This is a genomic window from Fictibacillus phosphorivorans (assembly GCF_001619875.1).
Taxonomy (GTDB): Bacteria; Bacillota; Bacilli; order Bacillales; family Fictibacillaceae; genus Fictibacillus; species Fictibacillus phosphorivorans_B.
In genome coordinates this window covers 25,715-46,205 of record NZ_LRFC01000001.1, presented here as the reverse complement: position 1 = coordinate 46,205, position 20,491 = coordinate 25,715, and the positions used below count along the sequence as shown (strand labels likewise).

The window sequence follows — 20,491 nt, the reverse complement described above, 5'->3', positions numbered from 1 at the left end:
TCATCAACAAAAAAACTGCCCCCCTGCACAGACTCCTCTATGCCACTTACTGTCGCCTTTTACGAATAAACAGTCCACTTTTTGAGTTTTACTGTCCACTTTCGCTGATTTACTGTCCACTTTGGTAAATTTACTGTCCACTCTGCTATTTTTACTGTCCACTTTAATTTTCCGCAAAAAAATAAACACATAAAAAAGCTCCAAAGGATTACCACCTCTAGAGCCATTCAACTTTATTCAGCTTTTGCTCCGTTTTGTTTCCAGTAGTATTCTGCTACTGCATCTGCTACTGCTTCAGCACTTCTGTAGAGTTCATCCATATTGTTGTCAACTCCACCAAATTCGATTAGAAGAGCATGATCCGAGAGATCCTGATTATAGACACCGTTCCCTGTCGTTTTGTTTTTTCCGATTACGCCACGGCTTAATCCTGGATATTTTTTATCTAAGATCGCATTAATTTCCTGTGCCGCTTTTTGGTTTTTCTCAAAATTAGGATTTGCAGTTCCGATTACAAACAACGTTCGTGCATATGATTTCCCATTGATTTCTGTTGTTGTGGATTTCCCTCTTTGAGAATCACGATGCAAATCAAAGATCAGATCAATATCCTGATTGCTTGCCATTGCACTTTGAACGAGTGTACGTGACATCGGGTAGCTTTTACGGTAGTCCGTATTGTTTTTCTTCAACAGTTCGGTCATGTTAGTAAAATCGACGGTAGTGCCAATTCCTCTCGCCTCTAATTCTTCCCCTAGCTTTTTGCCGACCATTGTGATGTTTACTTTTGAATGTATGGCATGGTCAGGATTTGTGACTCCTTTTAAATGCGGCAAAAAGGATTCCCAGCTATGCGAATGATAGATATAGGCGATCTTCTTCCCGCTTGACGGCTTCCCTGGCGGATTTTGAGGGTCAGTTGGGTCAGGATCTTCTAAACGCTCCATGTCTTGAACTTCTGCTTCTTCCCCACTTAACAACAGCTCCATCGGCGGGGGTGACTCATATGCTAAGTTCGTATAATCCGTTCCTTCCCCTGCAACGATAATGGTTGAATCGTAGAGCGCAAATCCTGGCAGTTCATTTCCTAGAAGACTTCGGATGTCTCCAGGTTTTATACTTGTTGTAAGCTCGAACAAGACACTCGACAACGCAGGCGGTTCACTCTCTTTCGGCAGTTCTTGCGTAAAATACCTGTTTTCCCAGCCTATGAAATAGACGAGTGCCTCTCCGGAAAATTCCGTTAGCCATTTGTGCATCGTTGAAGAACTCAACCTGTATTTGTTTTCAAACGATGTGATGAAACTAGTGGCTATTACAATAAACAGCATGGCACCAGCAAGTAATAAAGGTAAACGTTTTATATTCAATTGCGGGGTAAACATGTATAGCCCTCCACTTCTGTTTGCGTTTCTATCACATCCTATGCGCGTAATTATTTAAATAGAATCAAATCTATGAAAAAATAATAGAGACATTCTTCCAGCTTACATGACACAGCTCATCTTGCGCTCCGTAGAATATGGTTAGCCTGGAGCGAAAACCAGCCACTTTCAAGCTTTTATTGGCACAAAAAAAACCAGTCGCTTAACTGGTTTTTGATGTGAAAATGAGCTTTTCCGCCTCTGTTTGAGTTTCACTTGCAAGCTTTTCATAAATATCAATAAAAGTTCCCAACTCTTCAGGTGACAAATGATTTAAGTAGCTGCTTATTGAATTGACTCTTTCATTTTCAGCCTCTCTTAAAATTTCATGCCCTTCGTCAGTAATTTCGAGATAAACAATTCTACGGTCCATTTCGCTACGGTAACGACTTACAAAACCACGCTTGTACAAACGATCTGCACCAACAGTTATAGCACTTGGTTTAACACCCATATATTCAGCCAATTTTGACACGGTCCATTTATTTCTAATACATAATGTCTTTAAAAGTACGAATTGTGTTTTCGTTAGTTCCTTTTCAATAGCAATTTCCGGGTGCAAACGCTTTGACACAATATAATGTACTTTTTCCAATCTCTCCACATAGGATTTCAAATCCTTATTCCCCATACTATGAACCTCCAGCCTCTAAGTTGTAATGCGAAAAATTATACTAACATTATACAAGAATTTTCATAACATTTGAACTATTTTTTACAAATAATGTGCAAAAGTGTTGACTATTGACATATACTCACAGTATGATACATTCAAATAAATTTGAACGTTTTAGGAGTGTTGAACATGCAAGATATTTACCAAATACGTGAAGTAGAACAGTTAAAGGTTATTTCTGACCCACTTCGCATCAAAATTCTATGGGAGATTCTAGATGAAGCGAAGACTGGAAAAATCCTTTCTGACCTTTTGGAAGTGCCTGCACCAAAAATTCACTATCATCTCAAAGAAATGGAACGCGTAGGATTGATAGTTGTCGAACGTACTGAAGAAAAGAACGGCATTATACAAAAGTTCTACAGACCGGTTGCTCAATCCTTTTCTATTGCCGAAATTTTACCTGATCAGCGTACTGAAGTAAAAGATGAACTCTCTGATGCATTAAAGGAAAATATTTTAGTCTCTCTCGAAAAAACAAAATCCATGATTCGCAAGTTGGATCCTGAAGTTCTTGCTTATACGGATTCCCCTCTTAAATTTGGCTATCGCCATGTGAAACTTTCTCCTGACCAAGTTAAGCAGCTTCATGAAAAAGCAAAAGAAATTTCGGATCTAATCTCCGAGTTTAAGAAGAATGAACAGGAAGATGGCGAAATTTATCATTACTTTATGCTCTCATTTCCTTTAAAAGAAACGCCATATCCAGAAGAGGAGCTTGATTGAAATGGCACAAGCCTTAACGGTACAGAATGAAAAAGATTCAGTATCTCTTTTTAAACAACGTTCTTTTTTGTTCATATGGGCAATCACGATTTGTTCTTCATTCTCCATCTCTATTTTTCAGTTTTCACAGAGCTGGTACGTGGTTAAGACTCTCGACAAAGAAGCATCGCTCGGAATCGTATTTATCGCTGCGAACGTCCCGCGTATCTTATTTATGGCCATTGGAGGCGTTCTTGCAGATCGGGTCAGCAGGACGAAGATTTTGTTTGTCTCTAATCTCTTAAGAACCGTATTATTGATTGGCTTGTTGATCATGCTCGCAACCGGGCATCTATCACTTCTATCATTTATTGTTTTTGGTTTATTTTTTGGTGCACTTGATGCGTTCGTTTGGCCGGCTAACGGATCTCTATTACCAAATGTAGTTGATCAATCCCAGCTAACGCGTGCCAACTCCGTCATCCAAACCACGCAGCAGAGTTCCCTTATTCTAGGACCGATGATTGGAGGGTTGCTTGTAGCAAGCAGCGGAGGTTACTTTCTTTCATTTGGAGTTCCTGCAGTCATGCTCTTGTTATCTGCCGTTCTTGCCTTTTTGCTTAATGTTCCAGCTTCAGAAAACTCCGGTTCAAAAAAGTCTGGCATGTGGCAATCCATTAAAGAAGGACTTGATGTTGTAAAGAGCTCTGCATTTTTAAAGGCACTCTTCTTAAGTACGATTTTTCTAAATGTTTTTGTTGTCGGTCCTTTAATGATGGGTCTCCCGATCTTTGTAAAAAATGTACTCAACGGAAGTGCATTGGATTTCAGTTTTATTGAGGGGTCCATGGCTGCCGGTATGCTTATTAGTTCAGTGGTCATCGGGATATTAAACATGAAAAAAAGGCGGGGTCTTATGGTAACTCTTTCGCTCTTCACCATGAATCTTTTCTTTTTCTTGTTTAGCCAAAGCTCCTCACTCTTTACTTGTATGTTAGCTATCTTTTTTATTGGAATCACATTCCCAGCTACGAATATCCCGCTTATCTCTGCCGTACAGTCTTCTGTAGATAAAAAACTGCTTGGCCGCTTGATGGGACTGCTCACGATGGCAAGTATGGGTCTCGCACCACTTTCACTTGCAGCAACTTCCATGTTGATCTCTTATGGATTCACCATCGATAAGATTATGGCTGGCGGCGCACTCTCTTTAATTCTTGTAAATGTGTTAATCATGTGGAAACTTCCTGCTTTAAGAAAAATGGAATAGGCGGTGGAATGAATGAAAGTATTAATCATCGGCGGTACACGATTTTTAGGCAAGCATTTGGCAGAATCCTTTAAAAGTAACAGCCATGAAGTTACTTTGTTTCACAGAGGAAAAACAGCTGAAAAAGGAAGTCAGAAGAATGTTCAGGAGATCATTGGCGACAGAGCAGAAGACTTATCGTTGCTTGAGAAACGTTCTTGGGATGTTGTCGTTGATACATGCGGATACTTCCCGAAACAAGTTCGTAAATCTGCTGAAGCTCTCCATAATAACACAAAATCTTACATCTTTGTTTCTTCTGTGTCCGTCTATGAAGATCAATCTGCACGAAATCTAACAGAAGAAGCTAAGACTGCTGAACTTTCTGATCCTGATGTAACTGAGATTGGTGAAAATTATGGAGCTCTTAAAGCGGCTTGTGAACAAGAAGTGCTTCAAGTATTTCAGGAACAAGCTTTAATTATTCGTCCAGGATTAATCGTCGGGCCTGGTGATTATACCGATCGGTTTACGTATTGGCCGGATCGAGGTGTTCGTGGAGGAGATATTTTGGTACCTGCCATGCAAGACCCTGCCGTTCGTTTTATTGATGTACGCGACTTGGCAAATTGGATCGTGCGGATGGCTGAAAATGAAGAGGGCGGTACTTATCAAGCTGTTGGCGGAAGATATGATTTTAATGAGTTTGTGAAAAAATGCATAAGAAATCACAAAGAATCAAAAATCATTTCCGTTTCTGAATCGTTTTTATTAGAAGAAAAAGTTGGCGAATGGATAGAAATGCCCCTTTGGATTGCAAGTAGTGATTTTAAAGGTCTTAATTACGCGGATGACACTAAGGCAATTAACAAAGGTCTCATTTTCCGTCCTGTAGAAGAAACCATCCAAGATACAGCAGAATGGTCACAAGCTAGAAAACTGAGACCTGATGAGTGGCGAGCTGGACTGCATCCGGATAAAGAAAAACGATTGCTGCAAAAATGGGGAGAAAAAGTAAAACAATAAAACTCCAGTTTTTCTCCTATTCATTTAAAAATACATGAATGCCCATGGCACTTGTCCATACCATTTGTCCCCCAGTGACATATAGTAGGATTGTGAGATACAAAATCTCGCCTGTCAGCAAAAGGCAGAGCAATTCCCTACCCCCCATTTCTTCATCATGCGTTCGGTTTTCTTTACCATAATCCTATCCATAGGATTATGGCTTTTTTTTTATTTAGGAAATCTTTTTTGTTGATCACTAAATTGTATATATTTATTTAAGTGTTCAGGGAGCTCCCCTTTTTGAAAAACATACTGAATGTCTGATAGAGGAATTTCTAGACGGGACAATGCCGGATATAAAGGTAAAATCTCCTTTGGTTCGTACGTTTGCTGATAACTCGTAACGGCTTCATTTGTTTCTTTTTCAACGGATTGACGATAGGCATGTATTTCTTGAATCTGTTGGACCATCATCAAGTATTCCGCTTTTAACCGCTCCAGTTGAATAATCTTCTTTTCCATGCTGTTTTTTGCTGTATCAAGTTCTCTATCACGTGAAGAATAGACCGTTTTTAGATACTCCGACAATCTGTCATCTCGATGGTCTTTTAAATCATCCAAATGCTCCATAGCGTTTCGTTCTTTTTCCATAGCTAGAAGATACTTATTCTTGGCTTCAGTCAGATCATCCATCGTAATCTTTGTATTCCTGACACCATAAGCGTTTAGCAACTCTTCATATTCATGAGAAGACCATTCTTTCTGTTTATGTAGCTGCTGCCACTTTTCTTGTGCACGTTCTATCTCTATATCGTATTCTTTTTTCATTTGCTTAAAGTGGTTTAATTCCGGATACATGACAATCTCCCTTCGAGTTTCAACATTAATAGTATTCGGGAAGGTTTTCGGTTTAACGTCTCGAAAGATTAAACAACTGTTTAAAATTGAGTGCTGTGTTAGAAATTCTGTGGGTACTTGGAAGTAGTTGATTTCCGTTCCAGGCGCTCGCTTTCCGCGGGGCAGACGGTGAGCCACATTCTTAACGTTTCACTTTTAAGTGTCTCACCTGCCCGCCTGTCCCGCAGGAGTCTCCCACCTTGCACTACAATCACCTGTTCAAAGAAGAAAATCATTAAGAGACATAGACATAGAATCAACACAATTTTAAGTCATACCTATTAGAAAGAAGGATAGTACATGAAGATCACTGCGATACGACATTGCAAAGCGGAAGGTCAGGAAAGTAATGCTTCATTAACTGCTGAAGGAGAACAACAAGCTAGAGAATTGGCTGCTTTTTTAGAGGGGCAGCAATTCGATTGTGTCATTTCGAGTCCTTTTAAAAGAGCTGTCGACACCATTAAACCATTTGCAGAGTTAAATGAAATATCAATTAAGATAGATGAACGTCTAGCTGAAAGAATCCTTTCTAGTGAAGATGATCCAAATTGGAGAACGAATCTGGAACGTACATATAAGGAAGAACATTTAAAATTTCCTGGGGGTGAGTCTACGTTTGAAGCGAAAGAAAGAATCTCTTCTTTCATTAATGAACTGCAGCGTAAATCTTATCAATCTGTACTGATTGTGACCCACGGAAATCTGTTGAGCCTAATGATTAATTTGTATCAGCCTTCCTTTGGCTTTAAAGAATGGGAGCTTTTATCAAACCCTGATGTTTATCTTATCGATGTGTCATTAAAAGATGTATCCAAGTTGTGAGTGTATTAAACTGGTAGTTAATTCCAGACCCCCAACCCTCCTACAAAAGTCCCGAAACATGTACACGTAAGATAAATTATTGGGAGGGAAACATCTTATGAAAAAATTAGTAGTAGCATCAGTATTAGGCGCTTCCCTATTCGGCGCAAACGCAGGAATCTCAGAAGCGGCATCTTCATGCCCATTTGCTTCTTTAAATAATAATCAGCCACAACAGCAGCAACAATTTCAAGCTGCTCCGGCACCAGCACCACAACTACAAGCTCCAGCTCCGGCTCCGGCTCCACAGCAAGAGCAAACAAAAGCTCCAGCAGAGGCGGCACCAAAAGCTGAAGCAGGTGCAGAACTTACTGCACAAGAGCAACAAATGCTTGATCTTGTAAACCAAGAGCGTCAAAAGCAAGGTTTACCAGCATTAAAAGCTGATCCAGAGTTAACAAAAGTTGCACGCGTTAAAGCAAAAGACATGATCGACAACAACTATTTCGATCACAACTCACCAACTTATGGTTCTCCATTTGATATGATGAAGAAATTTGGTGTTCAATATAACACAGCAGGTGAAAACCTAGCAGGAAACTCTTCTGTTGAAGGTGCTCACACTAGCCTAATGAACTCTCAAGGTCACCGTGAAAACATCCTTAAGTCTGACTACACAAACGTTGGTATTGGCGTAGTTGACGGTGGACAATATGGTAAAATGTTCGTTCAACTTTTCAAAGGATAAAAACAGCAAAAAAGCTTTCCCGAATCGGGAAAGCTTTTTTTATTGGGGTTCCACTCATTCAATCCAGAAATTTCTGCCGTTTATCCACAAGATTTGGTCCACAATCCAAAAGTAATTGCTATTTATCCGCGAGTCTACAACCCTCGACATATTCCGCACACCATAAACGCACACATTCGGACATATCCTACTAAACAGGAATGGTAATAATAAAGGTCGTTCCTTTTCCCTTCTTGCTTTTTACATCAAGCTTGCCGTTATGATGCTTTATAATATTGGTGCTCACCATCATCCCTAGCCCCGTACCTTCTTCTTTTGTTGTAAAGAACGGCTTTCCGATTTTTTTAAGAACTACTTCATCCATTCCGCACCCATAGTCCTTTATTTGGATTTGAATGTTTTTCTTTTCATCACACAAACTCATGCTTACTTTTACGAAGTCTCCTATAGAAGAAGCTTCAATTGCGTTTTTCACAAAATTGATAAACACTTGTTTAAGCTGCATAGGATCACAGAAAACGAGTGGCATCTGATCCTCGAGCTCCGTTTTTATTTCGATATTTTTCATGATTGCCTGTGTGTTCAGTAAATCAACAGTATCTTTAATAATATCGGTAATACAGGCCATCTTAAAATTTTGGGAATTGCTTTTAGAAAGAACGAGAAACTCTTTAATAATATGCTCAATTCGATCTACCTCGGATAAGATAATCGATAAATATTGGTTAAAATCATCGGTCTGATTTTGAATAAGCTGAACAAAACCTTTCAATGATGTCAAAGGATTGCGGATTTCATGTGCAACACCAGCCGCTAATTCCCCTACAACATTTAATGCTTCAGCTTTTAATAATTTTTGCTCTGTTAGCTTTTGGTCCGTTACGTCTCTTAAAATGGTCACGTGAAGATGATCTACTATATCTTTTTGACAAGAGTATTCAATTTCTTTTATAAAACCATCAGGGGTTCGATACCGAAACTCTCCTGTAATTTTTCTTCCATGCAATACTTCATCCCATTTTTTTCTGATTACTTCTCTGCCATTTCTGACAAAAAATTCTTCAGCACTTCTTCCGATAAGTTCCTCTTTAGAAAGCTGCAGAAGTTCACATGCACGGTCATTCACTTCCGCAATCTCCATGTTCGACCTGCACAAAACGATTGCTTCTAGGGCATGGTTAAACAATTGTTTAAACTTTTTCAGATTTTGGTCCTGTGTGACCTCTTTTACAGACCCTGATGTCATATAGGATGTACCTACAACCTCCTGCACATCATGATTTTTTTCTAAAACCGGATATATAATCGTGCGTATTGATCGTACACCTAAATTAATATTTGCAGTTTGTGTCTCACCCGAAAAAGCTTTTTCTAGTTGCTTTGCCCATTCTGTAACTAATTCTTTAGAATAAAGTTCAAGTAAGCTTGTTCCTGGCAAAGGTTTTACCGAAACTCCAAGTCCATCAAGCATGGATCCCGCAGAATATGTAAACTTATAATCACCTTCACCATCTCTTTTCAGTCCAAAAAGATGGATTGGGCAGTGGGAAAGTGTATTATGAAAATCGGCAATACGTTTTATTTCAGTTTCTTCATATTGCTTGTTCATTAAGTAGTCCCCTTCTTCTTACAGAATCATGTGCTCGGGCTATTCCCTCAATTAAACACCCTATCCTTTTTCGCTAATATTCTCATTTCGACAAAATTATACCTTTTCCCTATTGGTCGACTTTCCCATTTTTTCAATTTCCAATACAGGTCTTTCGAATTATTTTTCCCATTAAAAGGTATGACTCGAATTATCAATCAAAAGAAAAAGCCTTTCCGAAATTGCTCCAAAAGGCTTTAAAACAGTATTTATTTATTCTTTTTGTTAATTTCTTCCTTCATAAATTCATAATCCATTGGACCTATATGAAAGTTTGTTATGATTCCATTTTCATCAATAAAATAGCTGGTTGGAATCGAAACAGCTCTATATTCTTTCCCTATTGTATTCTTTTCATCTAATGGAATAGGAAATGAAAGACTATATTTCTCGACAAATTCGCCGATTTTTTCCTTTTTTGTTTCTGCGTAAGCTAAATTTACTGCCAGAATCTCTACGTTATTTTCTTTATAATCTTCATAAAACTTTTGCATCTCTGGCATCTCCTCTCTGCAAGGAGGACACCACGTAGCCCAAAAGTTTAAAATCACCTTTTTACCGCGGTATTCATTTAGTTCAATTGGTGTTCCATCAAGCGTTTTTAATGAGAAATTAGGCGCTTTGCTTCCTGGTTTAAGTCCTGTATCCTCATTTGTTGTGTTTTCTGCTGTTTCTGGTTCTTCCTTTTTCTCTTGAGCCGAATAAAAAGCCAGACCGATCAATCCCGCAAATATGAGCATGATCACAATCGATTTTATCTTCACTGTTACGTCCTCTTTTCACGTTCATTCGCTTTTATTATTATAGAGGATTTTCTTACTCAACTGCAAAGTAACGTAACATAAAAAGCTCCGATCACATATTTTCCATACTTTATCATTAAGTTTCCTCTTAACTTTCCGATATAAAAGAAAATATAGCACACAAAATTTAGATACAGAATTTAAAGATAAAGTGAGGCACATCATTATGGATCGCACAAGCTTAATTGGGGTCATCGTAGGCATTGTTGCTGTTGGAGTTGGAATGGTATTAAAAGGGGTCAGTCCGATTTCCCTGTTCAATCCCGCAGCACTGCTAATTATTTTTGCAGGTACGGCTGCAACCATACTTATTGCATTTCCAATGAATGAAATAAAAAAAATACCTGCTCTTTTTAAAATTTTATTTCAAGAACAAAAACTCATTGATATGAAAGATCTAGTCACCATTTTTATCGAATGGGCTACTATTGCACGTAAAGAAGGCTTGCTTGCATTAGAACCAAAAGCAGAAGAAGTAGATGATCCTTTTTTACAGCAAGGAATTAAAATGATTGTAGACGGGCAACCGCCTGAATTCATAAAAGACGTTTTAATGAAAGACCTAGAAACAATGGAAGAGCGTCATGCAAGTAACGCCACCATTTTTACACAAGCTGGTACATATGCCCCAACACTTGGTGTTTTAGGTGCAGTAGTAGGATTAGTAGCAGCACTCAGCAACATGGCTGATATTACTGCACTCGGTAAAGCCATTTCTGCTGCATTTATCGCAACGCTTTTCGGTATTTTTTCCGGATACGTGTTATGGCACCCTTTCGCTAATAAATTAAAACGAAAGTCTAAAAAAGAAGTGATGATCAAGGAAATTATGATTGAAGGTTTGTTATCCATACAAGATGGAACTTCACCAAAAATTTTAGAAGAAAAACTGTTAACCTATATTCCGGCTAGCGAACGCGATCAATACAAAGCGGGTGGTTCTGTTGGCTAAAAAGAAAAAGAATCACGAAGAGCATGTGGACGAAACCTGGCTCATCCCTTATGCTGACATGCTTACGCTTTTGTTAGCGCTCTTCATTGTTCTATTTGCGATGAGTGAGATCGACGCTCAAAAGTTTAAACAAATGGCCAGTGCATTCCGAAATGAATTTACGAGTGGTACTGGCGTTATGGAAGAACAAGCTCCGATTCCAACACCTGACTCCACTCCAATACCTGAAGCTGTAAAAGAAGTGATCTCTAAGGAAGAAAAAGATCGTCTTGAAGAAGCAAAAAAGGAATTGGAAGCTTTAGAAGAACTTGAAAAAAAAATTAATGCGTATATCCAAGCGAACCAGCTAACTTCCAGTCTGCAAACAAAACTGACTGAGAACGGCTTATTGATTACCATCTTAGACAACGCATTGTTCGATTCGGGAAGTGCAACAGTTAAACCCGGCTCAAGGGAGATTGGTAAGAAACTATCAGATCTACTCGTTACAACTCCCCCAAGAAACATCGTCATAGCGGGTCACACAGACAACGTGCCAATCCGTACAGCTGCCTTTCAATCCAACTGGGAGCTAAGCGCATTAAGAGGAATTAACTTTATGCGTGTTCTCTTGGAAAATCCGGGTTTAAAACCCAACCAAGTAAGCGCAAGCGGCTATGGTGAGTATCGCCCAAAAGCAGATAATAAAACCGCGGAAGGCCGTGGAAAGAACCGCCGTGTTGAAGTGCTCGTACTGCCGAATGTTAGTCTGCAGGCAGTAAAGTAAAAGAAGAAAGTATTATAAAAACACATAAAAAACTGGCTCCCAAAGGTGGTTTTCCACCCACATAAGAGCCAGTTTTCATTTTTAATCTATCTTATTACTCGTTTTATAGCTATCTAAGAAATGAATACGTTCTAGCATAGTCGGATGGCCGTATAAAAACCATTTTACGATCTTAGGGGGATTCACTTCGCTTAAACTGACTGTCGCAAGTTCTTGGAAAGCGCCTACTGCAGCTTTTGAATCGTTCGTCATCTGAATGGCATACAAATCTGCGTCTCGTTCTGCTTTTCGAGAAACTGCATTCTCTACAGGAGATACAGCAAAACTTAACAATGAAAAGATCAAAAGCAATGCCGGTAAAGCGGCTAAATCCCCTGCTCCTTTAATTCCCCATGACTTCCCATACTTCTCTATCCATTTCCGGTAAATGATATTTCCGAGCCACAGTCCTAGAAATGAAAGGACGATTGACGATATCAGATTCCAATAGAGATGGTTCATCACATAATGTCCGATCTCGTGTGCCATTACGAACAACACTTGGTTATCAGTCAGTTTATTTAAAGTTGTGTCCCAAAGAACAATCCTTAAGTTAGATCCGATCCCATTCACATAAGCATTAAGAGCATTCGTCTTTTCAGACATGTTCACTTCATATACATTCTCTGCAGGAATATCGGCTCTCTCTGCAATATCTAAAATCTTTTCTTTCAACACTTCATCCTGCAGCGGATAGAATTTGTTATAAAGCGGATCGATTACAACCGGCTGGATAAAGTACATGAACACCGTAAACGGGATGGATAGCAGCCAAGCGTATAGCCACCATCTTTTTTCGTATTTCTTAATGAGCCAGTACATCACTGCGACCATCACCGTTGTCAAAAGCCAGCTGATCCAGAAATCTACAAGTCCGTCCCTCATCCAGCTATGAAACGGTTGGACGGATATGTTGAAGCTTTTTGAGACCGTAAAACTGTAATAGCGCAGCGGGAACGTTAGCACCCAGCTTGCAAAAGAAAGCAAAAGCACGTATACCCCTGTATGAACGATAGAGAACTTCGATAATCCGCTAGATGCTTTCCGGAACCATTTCGAAAGTCCAAATCCTAGGACAAACAAGTAAATGAACCATTCAAGTGGCACGGAAATGAAGTAGATAAAATCTTTGATCCTTGAAAAGTCCGTACTTAACTCAAGTTCCCGGTCTGTCATAAAAACAGCAGGATCAGCAGCAGACCCCCTCAAGTGAACCGGTAATGTTGAATCTGCTCCTTGAAAAAGGTAAAACCACATAAGTCCAGCGTATATCGCAAAGCCGATTAAAAACACGAACGATTTTTTCAAAGCCTACGCCCCCTTTTATACCTACTATAAAGTGTAGGGCGATTTGTCCAATTTAGAACAAGCTTTCAAAAATACATCATAAAAATTTACAGAGCATTAGCAAGTGTTGGCACGACATGGAGGTTTTCATGATCTACCTCGATACGGTTCGGCTGAATATAGATGGCCTTTAATCCCATGAGAAGTGCTGGTGCAATCTCATTTATAAAATTATCACCAATTGAAACGGCTTCATGAGGCTGTATTTCAAATTCGTCTAGAATGGCTTGCATCTTATCTCTTGTTTTCAGCGGCTTTTCACCTTCTGTACATAAACGGTGGAACAGACCATCCAGATTCAACTCTTTTAATAAACGTTTTACATCTTCCTTTTCACTATTCGTTAAAAGGACCAATTTTTTTTCTTCCCTCAAGCGTTCCAACGCCTGTTTCAGTCCCGGTGTTTTCGAAAGTTGAAATTGATCTGTTACCATATATTCTTTTGTTGCGTTGTAGCACTCCCACGTGTCAGCCTGTTTCAAACCGAAGTGCATTGCAGTTGCATAAGGCAGCCACCAGCCGTCTCCTATTGCGATTAATCGGTCAAAATCATAAACAAGTTCACCCGAAAATTCATCTTTCACTTTTTCCTCAGGCCACTCTTGCCCATTAAATGACATTACTTTCGTCACTTGAAGCGTCATGGGATCTACCGTGACACTCGCATCGTTTTGGATATCATACACTTTTCCAATCGTCACCGGATGATTTCCATTTTTCATGTTTTCATATGTATCCCAAAAGGCTTGCTTCTTTTCATCAGGTACCCTTTTTTGCAGCAATCGGCAGTAATAATCAAAATGATCTGTATCCTCATAAAGAGTTCCGTCAAGATCAAAAATAAGCAGCTTTGCTTCATCAATGATTTGTTTCACGTCCATTCCTCCTTCTATAATATTGTAGTTTTCCCCATTTCAAAAAGTAAAGAAAAGTACATTGACAGAAATTTACTTATCTTGTATGTTATAAGTGTACTATACACAGTAATACACATATAGTATATAAAGGTGGGATAATATGATTTTAAATTTAGATCCCCGAAGCAATACACCTATTTGGGAACAGGTTGTCCATCAGATCAAAGAACTGATATTGAAGGAAATTTTGTTGCCGGAAGATAAATTGCCTTCGGTTAGAGAACTATCTTCTACTTTGCTTATTAATCCGAATACAGTAAGCAAGGCTTATCAAGAGCTTGAGCGCCAAGGCATCATTGAAACGTTGCGAGGAAAAGGCACGTTCGTATCTGCTACGATCACTCCAAGAGCCGACGATCAGAAAAAAAATGAACTGAAGCAGCAGCTTAAACAGCTGCTAATTGAAGCCTCTTATTTAGGTATCAATCACCAAACATTATCAAAGTGGCTACAAAAATATTCAGAAGAGCTTGGAGGGAAAAACAGCCATGTTGAAAGTGAGTAATGTTAGTAAAACAATAGAAGGCAAAATCGTTTTAGATAATGTGAACTTGACATTAGAGCCCGGTACGATTGCAGGTCTAGTTGGACGAAACGGTGTGGGAAAGTCAACGCTGCTCCGCGTTATTTCTGGGATTTTAGATCCTGATCATGGATCTGTTACTTATAATGAAACGGATATCCATCACAACCCGCAAATTAAGCAAAGAATGACGTATGTGCCTGACTCAACTGAAATCTTAAAAGGCTACAGCGTTAAAGAAATTGTAATGCTGTATGATGCCATTTATGAGCATTTTGATGTGATGTATTTTTACTCACTTCTTGACCGCTTTAAGCTTCCTAAGAATAAGAAACTTAGAACTTTTTCAAAAGGAATGAAGGCACTTTTCTTAATGATTCTATCCTTTTCTACTAAAGCAGAACTAATCATTTTAGATGAGCCGACAAACGGACTCGATCCGATTGTTAAACGAAACATTCTACAGTTCATTATAGAAGAAGTAAGTGAGAGGCAATTATGTGTGCTGATCTCTACCCATCACTTAGAAGAAGTTGAAAAGATGGCAGATGTGCTGATCATGATTAAAGAAGGAAGAATAGAATCTACGACATCGATTGAAGATGCAAAATCATCGTTTAGAAAAGTTCAAGTCGTCTACAAACACTCCCTGCCAGAAAAGATTGCTCACTTAAGGAATGTGAACATCCTGAATCAAACAGGGCGGGTGTATACATTAATGATCAAAGGAAACATTGAAGCGACACTTGATAAAATAAATCAGGAAAATCCTTTATTCATAGAAGAACTTCCGATGACACTTGAAGACATATTTATTTCATCACTTGGAGGTGAATCACATGTTTCATAAAGCATTGTGGATGAGAAATCAAAAACTTGGAAGTCCTGCGGTATGGGCCATGTATATTTCTTTGTTTCTCTTTTTGCCTTATTCGTTTTTTGGTAAAGCGCAAAGCATGTTAGCCGAGAAGCAGAACCCGTATCCAGATTCGCCTGAAAACTATTACTTACACTTTAGTTTTATCGGAGCTGATATTGTTTTATTTTTGTTCTTAGTTGTAGGGTTAGCTGCGCTTTTAATAGGCAATGAAAGAACGACTCATGCCACAGATCTAACGTTCTCACTTCCATTCAAACGCAAAGATATCTTTCTATCAAAATGGATGTTTGGGGTAGTCCATATCATTTCAGGACTGCTATTAAACTTGTTGTTATGCATGTTAATTGTAAAGTTTACAATATTATCAGAAGTTGCAGATCCATCTTTTGTTCTAGAATTTATGATCATCGTATTGCCTTTTTCTATTGCGATTTTTTCTTTTAGTCTATTTATTGGAACCATTGCAGGCAGTATTGTCTCTCAATTGTTGCTTAGCGGCATCTTTTTACTCTTCCCTATAGGGTTTTTAACGTTGATTCTATCCTTTTTAGAGTTTCATGGTGTTTCCCTGTACAATATAAATAACCTTGAAAGAACAGATATCATTAAGAGTATAACGCTTCCGATGTCAGTAATAGACTTCAACTATTATGTTGACACATCACCTGGTAATCAAGTGAATTACTTAAACAGAATATCATTCGTTATGCTTATCATCCCTCTTATATACACAATGTTCTCCGTTCTAATCGGTACTTATCTGTTTGGCAGAACGAAAAACGAAAACAATGGCAGATTACTTGTTTTTGAGAAAGGAAGAAGATTCTTTACTTTTGGTGTCGTATTATGTTTTGCCTTAACATTTGGAATGATTGGCGGCGGCATTTTCGGTGGTCATCAATCTCCTTCTCTTATCGGGTATTACTTATCCGCAGCTATTGGCGGTGTACTGGCTTTCTTTATGCTAAAAAGATTAATCAATTTGCGCATGCAGTTTGGCAAGTAATGTAAGAGCGGCTAATCTTTGCCGCTCTTTTTGTTTGTACCTATTATCTTCGGACAACCTTTTATCACCATAACTAAAACTAAATGAGGGATGACAACGGAAGGAATCTTAAAGATTCTGTTACAAAAGAAGATTTAAACATTCCGCAGACTATGCCTCAATATTTGCCGACCATGTTGATCTCGAACGGAGAATAGATCGATCAGCCTTTTAAAGAATACAACCTTTCTGAAGAATGGTTTATTAGCCAGCATAATAATGCCGGTTTCAGGATGTGAAAGAAATATTCTTTGCTAAGCTTCAGGATAACGGCGAAGTGTTTTTTGTAAAAAAAGAAAAAAGCAGCTGACTTAAAATCGTCGGCTGCTTATCATCGTTTATTTTCCTTTTTTCACTTCATGCAGAAGATCTGGGAAGTTTGTGAACAAACCTGTTACGCCCCAATCAATCAGCTTTTGCATTTCTTCTTTTTCGTTTACTGTATACGGATGGATCTCAAGTCCGTTTTGTACCGCTTGTTGTACGTACTCGCGATCGATCATATTGCTGTTTGGCCCGATTCCCATCGCATATTGTTTGATAGACTGCACTTCTGCATCCGTTAACGTGGCTGGAGATGTGTACCACATAAGCTGAACTAGCTGGATAGAAGGATCAATTTGATTCATCTTCAATAAGCTTTCAGAGCTGAAAGATTGTACCAAAAGCTTGTCTTTATTAATGCTATACTTGTCCACCATTTCTACAAGTTTTTGTTCCATACCTGGATATACTTCTGGTGATTTTGTTTCAATATAATAGTTTGCATTCTTACCGAACGTCTGGAACACTTCTTCTAACGTGGGAACTTGAAGGCCTTCGTACTCCCCTTTTGCTCGATCTGGATACTTTTCATTAAACCAACTGCCTGCATCAAGCTCTTTAATCTCTTTTAGCGTATAGTCTTTAACTTCACCTGTTCCGTTTGTTGTACGGTCAAGTGTTTCATCGTGCATCGCAATCAATTCACCATCTTTTGTCATCTGAAGGTCAATTTCAATATAATCTCCATGCATTTTTTCTCCCATTTTATAAGAAGTAATCGTATGTTCCGGTGCATGTCCAGAAGCTCCTCGGTGTGCCACATTCAGAATCTCTTTATCTTTTTCTTTTGCGTCAGCAGTAAAATCAGCACCCATAAATGTTAAACTTAACGCAAGAGCCCCTACACTCATCTTAAATGCTTTTTTCACGATCTCGCACTCTCCCTTTGTTATAAGTGAACTACTATGCCACTTTAACAAGGGAGTATAAAAGCATGTTTACACGATAGTAAATCATATGTAAAAAAAGTGTGTATAAAAAAAGCCGGTTCGTAAAGATCGAACCAGCTTTTGTAATCTGCGTGTCTGACCAAGCAAGTGCCTTCTTTTTTAAAGGTAAAAGATTGTTGCTTTCTAATATTGTCTTCTATGATTGTTGATTGGAGTGGAGGATGCGAGACTCCTGCGGGACAGGCGGGCAGTCCGAAAAGTGGAAGTGGCTCGTTCAGCCCCGACAAGCAAAAGGTGAATGGATTTGAAGGCGCACTTTGCCTTCTGATTCATTCACCTTTTGACCTCGAGGGGCTAGCCACTGCAACTAGACAGGTGAGACACTTAAGAGTTAAACGTACGAATGTGGCTCACCGCCTGCCCCGCGGAAAGCGAGCATCTGGAACGGAAATCAACTACTTACATATACATCGTGAAATTCGCAAACAGCTTTTACAAATGTGAAATATCTAAAAACCTCTTAATAGCAAACGCTACTCCGCTCTCGTCATTTTCCTTTGTCACGAACGCAGCCATTTCTTTAACCTCATCAACTGCATTTCCCATCGCTACTGGAAAACCTGCGATTTCAAGCATGGAAACATCATTATAGTTATCGCCGATCGCCATCGTATTCTCTAAAGGAATACCTTTTAATTCAGCGTATTTTTTAAGAGCTACCCCTTTTTGTGCTTCGCTGTTTGTAATCTCTAAGTTGTTATCTGCAGATGAACTGACAGCGAGTTCGTTAACACCTTTTAGATGCTGAAAGGCCCGCTGAAGTTTTGCTGTGTCGCTTGAGAATGCTAGGAACTTATATACTTCTAGATCTTTTTCATCCAAAAGCTTATCAAAATCTCCTATAACACTTACAAGCCCTAAACGAAAACGGCGGAGCGCGGCTTTCTCAACATCATCATCTGTTGCTTCAGGATTAGAAGTTAAAATGATATCTTTCATGACTTCAAATGCTTTTTCACGATTATCCGTGTATGTACCTTTACTCGTGTATAGTTCATAATAAATATCTTCTTCATCTAAGATATTCTTGATGTCCTCATATTGCTTAAAATTTAGAGGGATTGAAGAAAGAATCTTCCAATCTGCAGACCTAATTTCTGCTCCATTCACACAAATAAGCGGCAGATGCAGCTCAGCATCTTCTAATGCATGTCTTGCTTCATCATAAGATCTGCCTGTTGCAATTACAACATGATGCCCTTCTTCTACAGCTTTTGAGATTGTTTCGCTGTTTTCTTTTGTCACTTTTAGCTGCTTATTAACTAAAGTTCCATCCATATCAATTGCTATTAATTTCATCTAATCATCCTTTATTGCTTAGTCCATTAGTAAGTTTACCCCTAAATGAAAGGCCTCTAATCATAGTGATGTTGCGGTGAGCTTTTTCAACAAACAAAAAAAGAGCTATTGATTTAAATTCCATAGCTCTTCACAATTTACATTTTTTAAAGGTCTTTGTTGTAGATGAATGATTGTACCATATCTGATATTGCATGAAAAACTTCAACTGCTTGGAAAGATAAAACAGATAAAGCTGAAACAGAAAATAAACCAATAACGATGAATCGAATTAAATGAGGCATTCATATCTCCTCCTTTTAATTGTGATTATACGCCCGTCTTTTCTACAAATCAATTCATAAGGTGAATTATTTACAAAGCAAATTATGACAATGTGCTACAAAAACGTAAAACCATACAAAACCAAGATGGAAGACAACACGACCAAAATAACATTTAAGTTCAGCCATGCGGCGATAAAGGCTGCTGCTGCACCAATTATTCCATAAAGATATGAATCTGAATTTATCGTTAACACCCCGGGAAAGATAAGAGCACCTAAAATGGCATAAGGAACGTTTTTCAATATTCCTTGAATTCTACTGTGCAGATGATTCGTATGAAAGAGAACGAGAGGAAGCATTCTTGGAATATAGGTTACAATTCCCATTCCGATAATTACCCATATCAATTGATCATTCACTCTTCTCATCCCCTTTCATGAAAAACTCGATAGAGACAGCCGAAATTGTTGTAGATAAAATAATGCCCCATCCACCGCTTAACGCTGGAATCATTGAAAAAAAGCAATTTAAAATGGCTGCACTTGCTGCAAGAGCAATAACTTTCCTGCTTTTCTTGGCTGCAGGTACGAGCAGAGCAATAAACATCGCATAAAGAGCAATACCCATACTGTTTTGCAAGGCCGCTGGCAGACCTGCGCCCATCATGTAACCTACGCCTGAAAATAAGACCCAGCTGCTATAGGCAATAATCCCGAGACCAAGCAAATAACTTCCCGTTATCTTTTTCTCTGGTGAGGTTGCAGCAACAGAAAAAGTTTCATCTGTTATGAAAAAAGCATAAAATGCTCTTAACCATTTTGGCTCTTCTTCTGCTCTTTCTTTAAGAGAAGCACTCATCAGGAGATGTCTAATATTCATGATGAACGTTGTGAGAATCAGCTCAGCGGCTCCGCTCGCTGCAGCAATCATTGATAATGCGATATATTGAGAAGCACCGGCAAATACAATAAAACTCATTCCTAGTGTTTCAAAAAGGCTTAAGCCTGCAGCCTTAGCAAGTAAGCCAAATGTGAACGCAACGGGCATATAACCGATTGCAATCGGCAAACCCGCTTGTATCCCCTTTTTCCAATGACCAGATGTTTGTTCTCTGTGTAAAACAGGGCTTGGCATCATCTATTTTTCATCTCCGTCTTTTGTATGATATGAAGTGTATTTAAATTGTAGGGGGTCTGTCCCCGGGACAGACCCCCTTTTTAT

23 protein-coding genes are annotated in these 20,491 nt (G+C 38.8%); 11 read left to right on the top strand and 12 right to left on the bottom strand.

The window, feature by feature from the left end; genetic code table 11:
• Positions 1-233: 233 nt before the first annotated feature.
• Both spoIIP and AWM68_RS00235 read right to left on the bottom strand, forming a co-directional pair.
• On the bottom strand, positions 234-1,385 hold the full coding sequence (gene spoIIP / locus AWM68_RS00240; protein ID WP_066235958.1) for a stage II sporulation protein P: 1,152 nt from the start codon (positions 1,383-1,385) through the stop codon (positions 234-236).
• Positions 1,386-1,587: 202 nt separating this feature from the next.
• On the bottom strand, positions 1,588-2,055 hold the full coding sequence (locus AWM68_RS00235) for a MarR family winged helix-turn-helix transcriptional regulator (protein WP_066235956.1): 468 nt from the start codon (positions 2,053-2,055) through the stop codon (positions 1,588-1,590).
• A 174-nt stretch (positions 2,056-2,229) separates the two neighbouring features.
• Between AWM68_RS00235 and AWM68_RS00230 the strand changes: the two genes are divergently transcribed.
• From AWM68_RS00230 to AWM68_RS00220, 3 genes are read left to right on the top strand one after another with little or no spacing between them, the layout of a single operon-like run.
• Positions 2,230-2,826 (top strand): ArsR/SmtB family transcription factor, encoded by a 597-nt coding sequence (locus tag AWM68_RS00230; RefSeq protein ID WP_066235954.1) that lies wholly within the window; start codon positions 2,230-2,232, stop codon positions 2,824-2,826.
• A gap of 1 nt (position 2,827) precedes the next feature.
• A complete protein-coding gene (locus AWM68_RS00225; protein ID WP_066235952.1) occupies positions 2,828-4,075 on the top strand; it encodes an MFS transporter in 1,248 nt (415 codons plus the stop codon).
• A 12-nt stretch (positions 4,076-4,087) separates the two neighbouring features.
• Positions 4,088-5,080 carry an NAD-dependent epimerase/dehydratase family protein gene (locus tag AWM68_RS00220; protein WP_066235949.1) on the top strand — a complete coding sequence of 331 codons (993 nt, stop codon included), beginning with the start codon at positions 4,088-4,090 and terminating at the stop codon, positions 5,078-5,080.
• A 210-nt stretch (positions 5,081-5,290) separates the two neighbouring features.
• Here AWM68_RS00220 and AWM68_RS00215 read toward each other — a convergent pair whose 3' ends face one another.
• Positions 5,291-5,920, bottom strand: coding sequence for a hypothetical protein (locus tag AWM68_RS00215; protein WP_066235947.1), 630 nt, complete (start codon positions 5,918-5,920; stop codon positions 5,291-5,293).
• 339 nt (positions 5,921-6,259) lie between these two features.
• Here AWM68_RS00215 and AWM68_RS00210 point away from each other — a divergent pair, with 339 nt between their 5' ends.
• Entirely contained in the window at positions 6,260-6,784 is a 525-nt protein-coding gene (locus tag AWM68_RS00210) for a histidine phosphatase family protein (protein WP_066235946.1), read from the top strand.
• A gap of 97 nt (positions 6,785-6,881) precedes the next feature.
• Positions 6,882-7,511: a CAP domain-containing protein gene (locus AWM68_RS00205; protein ID WP_066235944.1), complete on the top strand. Its 630-nt coding sequence runs from the start codon at positions 6,882-6,884 to the stop codon at positions 7,509-7,511.
• A gap of 190 nt (positions 7,512-7,701) precedes the next feature.
• On the opposite strand, the gene AWM68_RS00200 is transcribed toward AWM68_RS00205, so the two are convergent.
• Complete coding sequence (locus AWM68_RS00200) at positions 7,702-9,120, bottom strand: ATP-binding protein (protein ID WP_066235942.1); 1,419 nt, start codon at positions 9,118-9,120, stop codon at positions 7,702-7,704.
• A 248-nt stretch (positions 9,121-9,368) separates the two neighbouring features.
• Positions 9,369-9,923, bottom strand: coding sequence for a TlpA disulfide reductase family protein (locus AWM68_RS00195; protein WP_231868340.1), 555 nt, complete (start codon positions 9,921-9,923; stop codon positions 9,369-9,371).
• 205 nt (positions 9,924-10,128) lie between these two features.
• Here AWM68_RS00195 and motA point away from each other — a divergent pair, with 205 nt between their 5' ends.
• Together motA and motB are read left to right on the top strand one after the other, a co-directional pair.
• Complete coding sequence (gene motA / locus AWM68_RS00190; RefSeq protein WP_066235941.1) at positions 10,129-10,914, top strand: flagellar motor stator protein MotA; 786 nt, start codon at positions 10,129-10,131, stop codon at positions 10,912-10,914.
• Positions 10,904-11,680: a flagellar motor protein MotB gene (gene motB / locus AWM68_RS00185; RefSeq protein ID WP_419865568.1), complete on the top strand. Its 777-nt coding sequence runs from the start codon at positions 10,904-10,906 to the stop codon at positions 11,678-11,680. Before motA ends, motB begins: the two co-directional genes overlap by 11 nt.
• An 81-nt stretch (positions 11,681-11,761) precedes the next feature.
• Here the strand turns inward: motB and AWM68_RS00180 are convergent, their stop codons facing one another.
• Together AWM68_RS00180 and AWM68_RS00175 are read right to left on the bottom strand one after the other, a co-directional pair.
• Positions 11,762-13,027 (bottom strand): M48 family metallopeptidase, encoded by a 1,266-nt coding sequence (locus AWM68_RS00180; protein ID WP_197468108.1) that lies wholly within the window; start codon positions 13,025-13,027, stop codon positions 11,762-11,764.
• 86 nt (positions 13,028-13,113) lie between these two features.
• Positions 13,114-13,947: an HAD family hydrolase gene (locus AWM68_RS00175; protein WP_066235938.1), complete on the bottom strand. Its 834-nt coding sequence runs from the start codon at positions 13,945-13,947 to the stop codon at positions 13,114-13,116.
• A 136-nt stretch (positions 13,948-14,083) separates the two neighbouring features.
• Between AWM68_RS00175 and AWM68_RS00170 the strand changes: the two genes are divergently transcribed.
• Genes AWM68_RS00170 through AWM68_RS00160 form a run of 3 tightly spaced genes read left to right on the top strand, consistent with a single transcriptional unit; the run spans position 14,084 to position 16,392 of the window.
• Entirely contained in the window at positions 14,084-14,488 is a 405-nt protein-coding gene (locus AWM68_RS00170) for a GntR family transcriptional regulator (RefSeq protein ID WP_066235937.1), read from the top strand.
• On the top strand, positions 14,472-15,356 hold the full coding sequence (locus tag AWM68_RS00165; RefSeq protein WP_066235935.1) for an ABC transporter ATP-binding protein: 885 nt from the start codon (positions 14,472-14,474) through the stop codon (positions 15,354-15,356). The genes AWM68_RS00170 and AWM68_RS00165 overlap by 17 nt, the downstream gene beginning before the upstream one ends.
• Positions 15,346-16,392, top strand: a complete 1,047-nt coding sequence (locus AWM68_RS00160; protein ID WP_066235933.1) for an ABC-2 transporter permease — start codon at positions 15,346-15,348, stop codon at positions 16,390-16,392. Before AWM68_RS00165 ends, AWM68_RS00160 begins: the two co-directional genes overlap by 11 nt.
• A gap of 377 nt (positions 16,393-16,769) precedes the next feature.
• On the opposite strand, the gene AWM68_RS00155 is transcribed toward AWM68_RS00160, so the two are convergent.
• Entirely contained in the window at positions 16,770-17,570 is an 801-nt protein-coding gene (locus AWM68_RS00155) for a glycerophosphodiester phosphodiesterase (protein ID WP_231868363.1), read from the bottom strand.
• A 273-nt stretch (positions 17,571-17,843) separates the two neighbouring features.
• Here AWM68_RS00155 and AWM68_RS00150 point away from each other — a divergent pair, with 273 nt between their 5' ends.
• Entirely contained in the window at positions 17,844-18,149 is a 306-nt protein-coding gene (locus AWM68_RS00150; RefSeq protein WP_066235931.1) for a hypothetical protein, read from the top strand.
• Here AWM68_RS00150 and AWM68_RS00145 read toward each other — a convergent pair.
• The 4 genes from AWM68_RS00145 to AWM68_RS00135 all read right to left on the bottom strand — a co-directional run bounded on the left by AWM68_RS00145 (position 18,138) and on the right by AWM68_RS00135 (position 20,404).
• Positions 18,138-19,004 (bottom strand): Cof-type HAD-IIB family hydrolase, encoded by an 867-nt coding sequence (locus tag AWM68_RS00145; RefSeq protein ID WP_066235928.1) that lies wholly within the window; start codon positions 19,002-19,004, stop codon positions 18,138-18,140. The two genes, AWM68_RS00150 and AWM68_RS00145, sit on opposite strands and share 12 nt — an antisense overlap.
• Positions 19,005-19,150: 146 nt before the next feature.
• A complete protein-coding gene (locus AWM68_RS21635) occupies positions 19,151-19,288 on the bottom strand; it encodes a hypothetical protein (RefSeq protein WP_197468107.1) in 138 nt (45 codons plus the stop codon).
• Between the two features lie 95 nt (positions 19,289-19,383).
• Positions 19,384-19,689, bottom strand: coding sequence for an AzlD domain-containing protein (locus tag AWM68_RS00140; protein ID WP_066235926.1), 306 nt, complete (start codon positions 19,687-19,689; stop codon positions 19,384-19,386).
• Entirely contained in the window at positions 19,682-20,404 is a 723-nt protein-coding gene (locus AWM68_RS00135) for an AzlC family ABC transporter permease (protein WP_066237322.1), read from the bottom strand. Before AWM68_RS00135 ends, AWM68_RS00140 begins: the two co-directional genes overlap by 8 nt.
• Positions 20,405-20,491: the final 87 nt, after the last annotated feature.

Bases quoted from the DNA above. Each gene is read 5' to 3' on its own strand.
- AWM68_RS00210 (WP_066235946.1), top strand. From the start codon at position 6,260: ATGAAGATCACTGCGATACGACATTGCAAAGCGGAAGGTCAGGAAAGT.
- AWM68_RS21635 (WP_197468107.1), bottom strand. From the start codon at position 19,288: ATGCCTCATTTAATTCGATTCATCGTTATTGGTTTATTTTCTGTTTCA.
- AWM68_RS00225 (WP_066235952.1), top strand. From the start codon at position 2,828: ATGGCACAAGCCTTAACGGTACAGAATGAAAAAGATTCAGTATCTCTT.
- AWM68_RS00155 (WP_231868363.1), bottom strand. From the start codon at position 17,570: ATGGGTGCTGATTTTACTGCTGACGCAAAAGAAAAAGATAAAGAGATT.
- AWM68_RS00220 (WP_066235949.1), top strand. From the start codon at position 4,088: ATGAAAGTATTAATCATCGGCGGTACACGATTTTTAGGCAAGCATTTG.
- AWM68_RS00235 (WP_066235956.1), bottom strand. From the start codon at position 2,055: ATGGGGAATAAGGATTTGAAATCCTATGTGGAGAGATTGGAAAAAGTA.
- AWM68_RS00170 (WP_066235937.1), top strand. From the start codon at position 14,084: ATGATTTTAAATTTAGATCCCCGAAGCAATACACCTATTTGGGAACAG.
- AWM68_RS00205 (WP_066235944.1), top strand. From the start codon at position 6,882: ATGAAAAAATTAGTAGTAGCATCAGTATTAGGCGCTTCCCTATTCGGC.
- motA (WP_066235941.1), top strand. From the start codon at position 10,129: ATGGATCGCACAAGCTTAATTGGGGTCATCGTAGGCATTGTTGCTGTT.
- AWM68_RS00175 (WP_066235938.1), bottom strand. From the start codon at position 13,947: ATGGACGTGAAACAAATCATTGATGAAGCAAAGCTGCTTATTTTTGAT.
- AWM68_RS00135 (WP_066237322.1), bottom strand. From the start codon at position 20,404: ATGCCAAGCCCTGTTTTACACAGAGAACAAACATCTGGTCATTGGAAA.
- AWM68_RS00165 (WP_066235935.1), top strand. From the start codon at position 14,472: ATGTTGAAAGTGAGTAATGTTAGTAAAACAATAGAAGGCAAAATCGTT.
- AWM68_RS00230 (WP_066235954.1), top strand. From the start codon at position 2,230: ATGCAAGATATTTACCAAATACGTGAAGTAGAACAGTTAAAGGTTATT.
- AWM68_RS00160 (WP_066235933.1), top strand. From the start codon at position 15,346: ATGTTTCATAAAGCATTGTGGATGAGAAATCAAAAACTTGGAAGTCCT.
- AWM68_RS00200 (WP_066235942.1), bottom strand. From the start codon at position 9,120: ATGAACAAGCAATATGAAGAAACTGAAATAAAACGTATTGCCGATTTT.
- AWM68_RS00145 (WP_066235928.1), bottom strand. From the start codon at position 19,004: ATGAAATTAATAGCAATTGATATGGATGGAACTTTAGTTAATAAGCAG.
- spoIIP (WP_066235958.1), bottom strand. From the start codon at position 1,385: ATGTTTACCCCGCAATTGAATATAAAACGTTTACCTTTATTACTTGCT.
- AWM68_RS00215 (WP_066235947.1), bottom strand. From the start codon at position 5,920: ATGTATCCGGAATTAAACCACTTTAAGCAAATGAAAAAAGAATACGAT.
- AWM68_RS00150 (WP_066235931.1), top strand. From the start codon at position 17,844: ATGATTGTTGATTGGAGTGGAGGATGCGAGACTCCTGCGGGACAGGCG.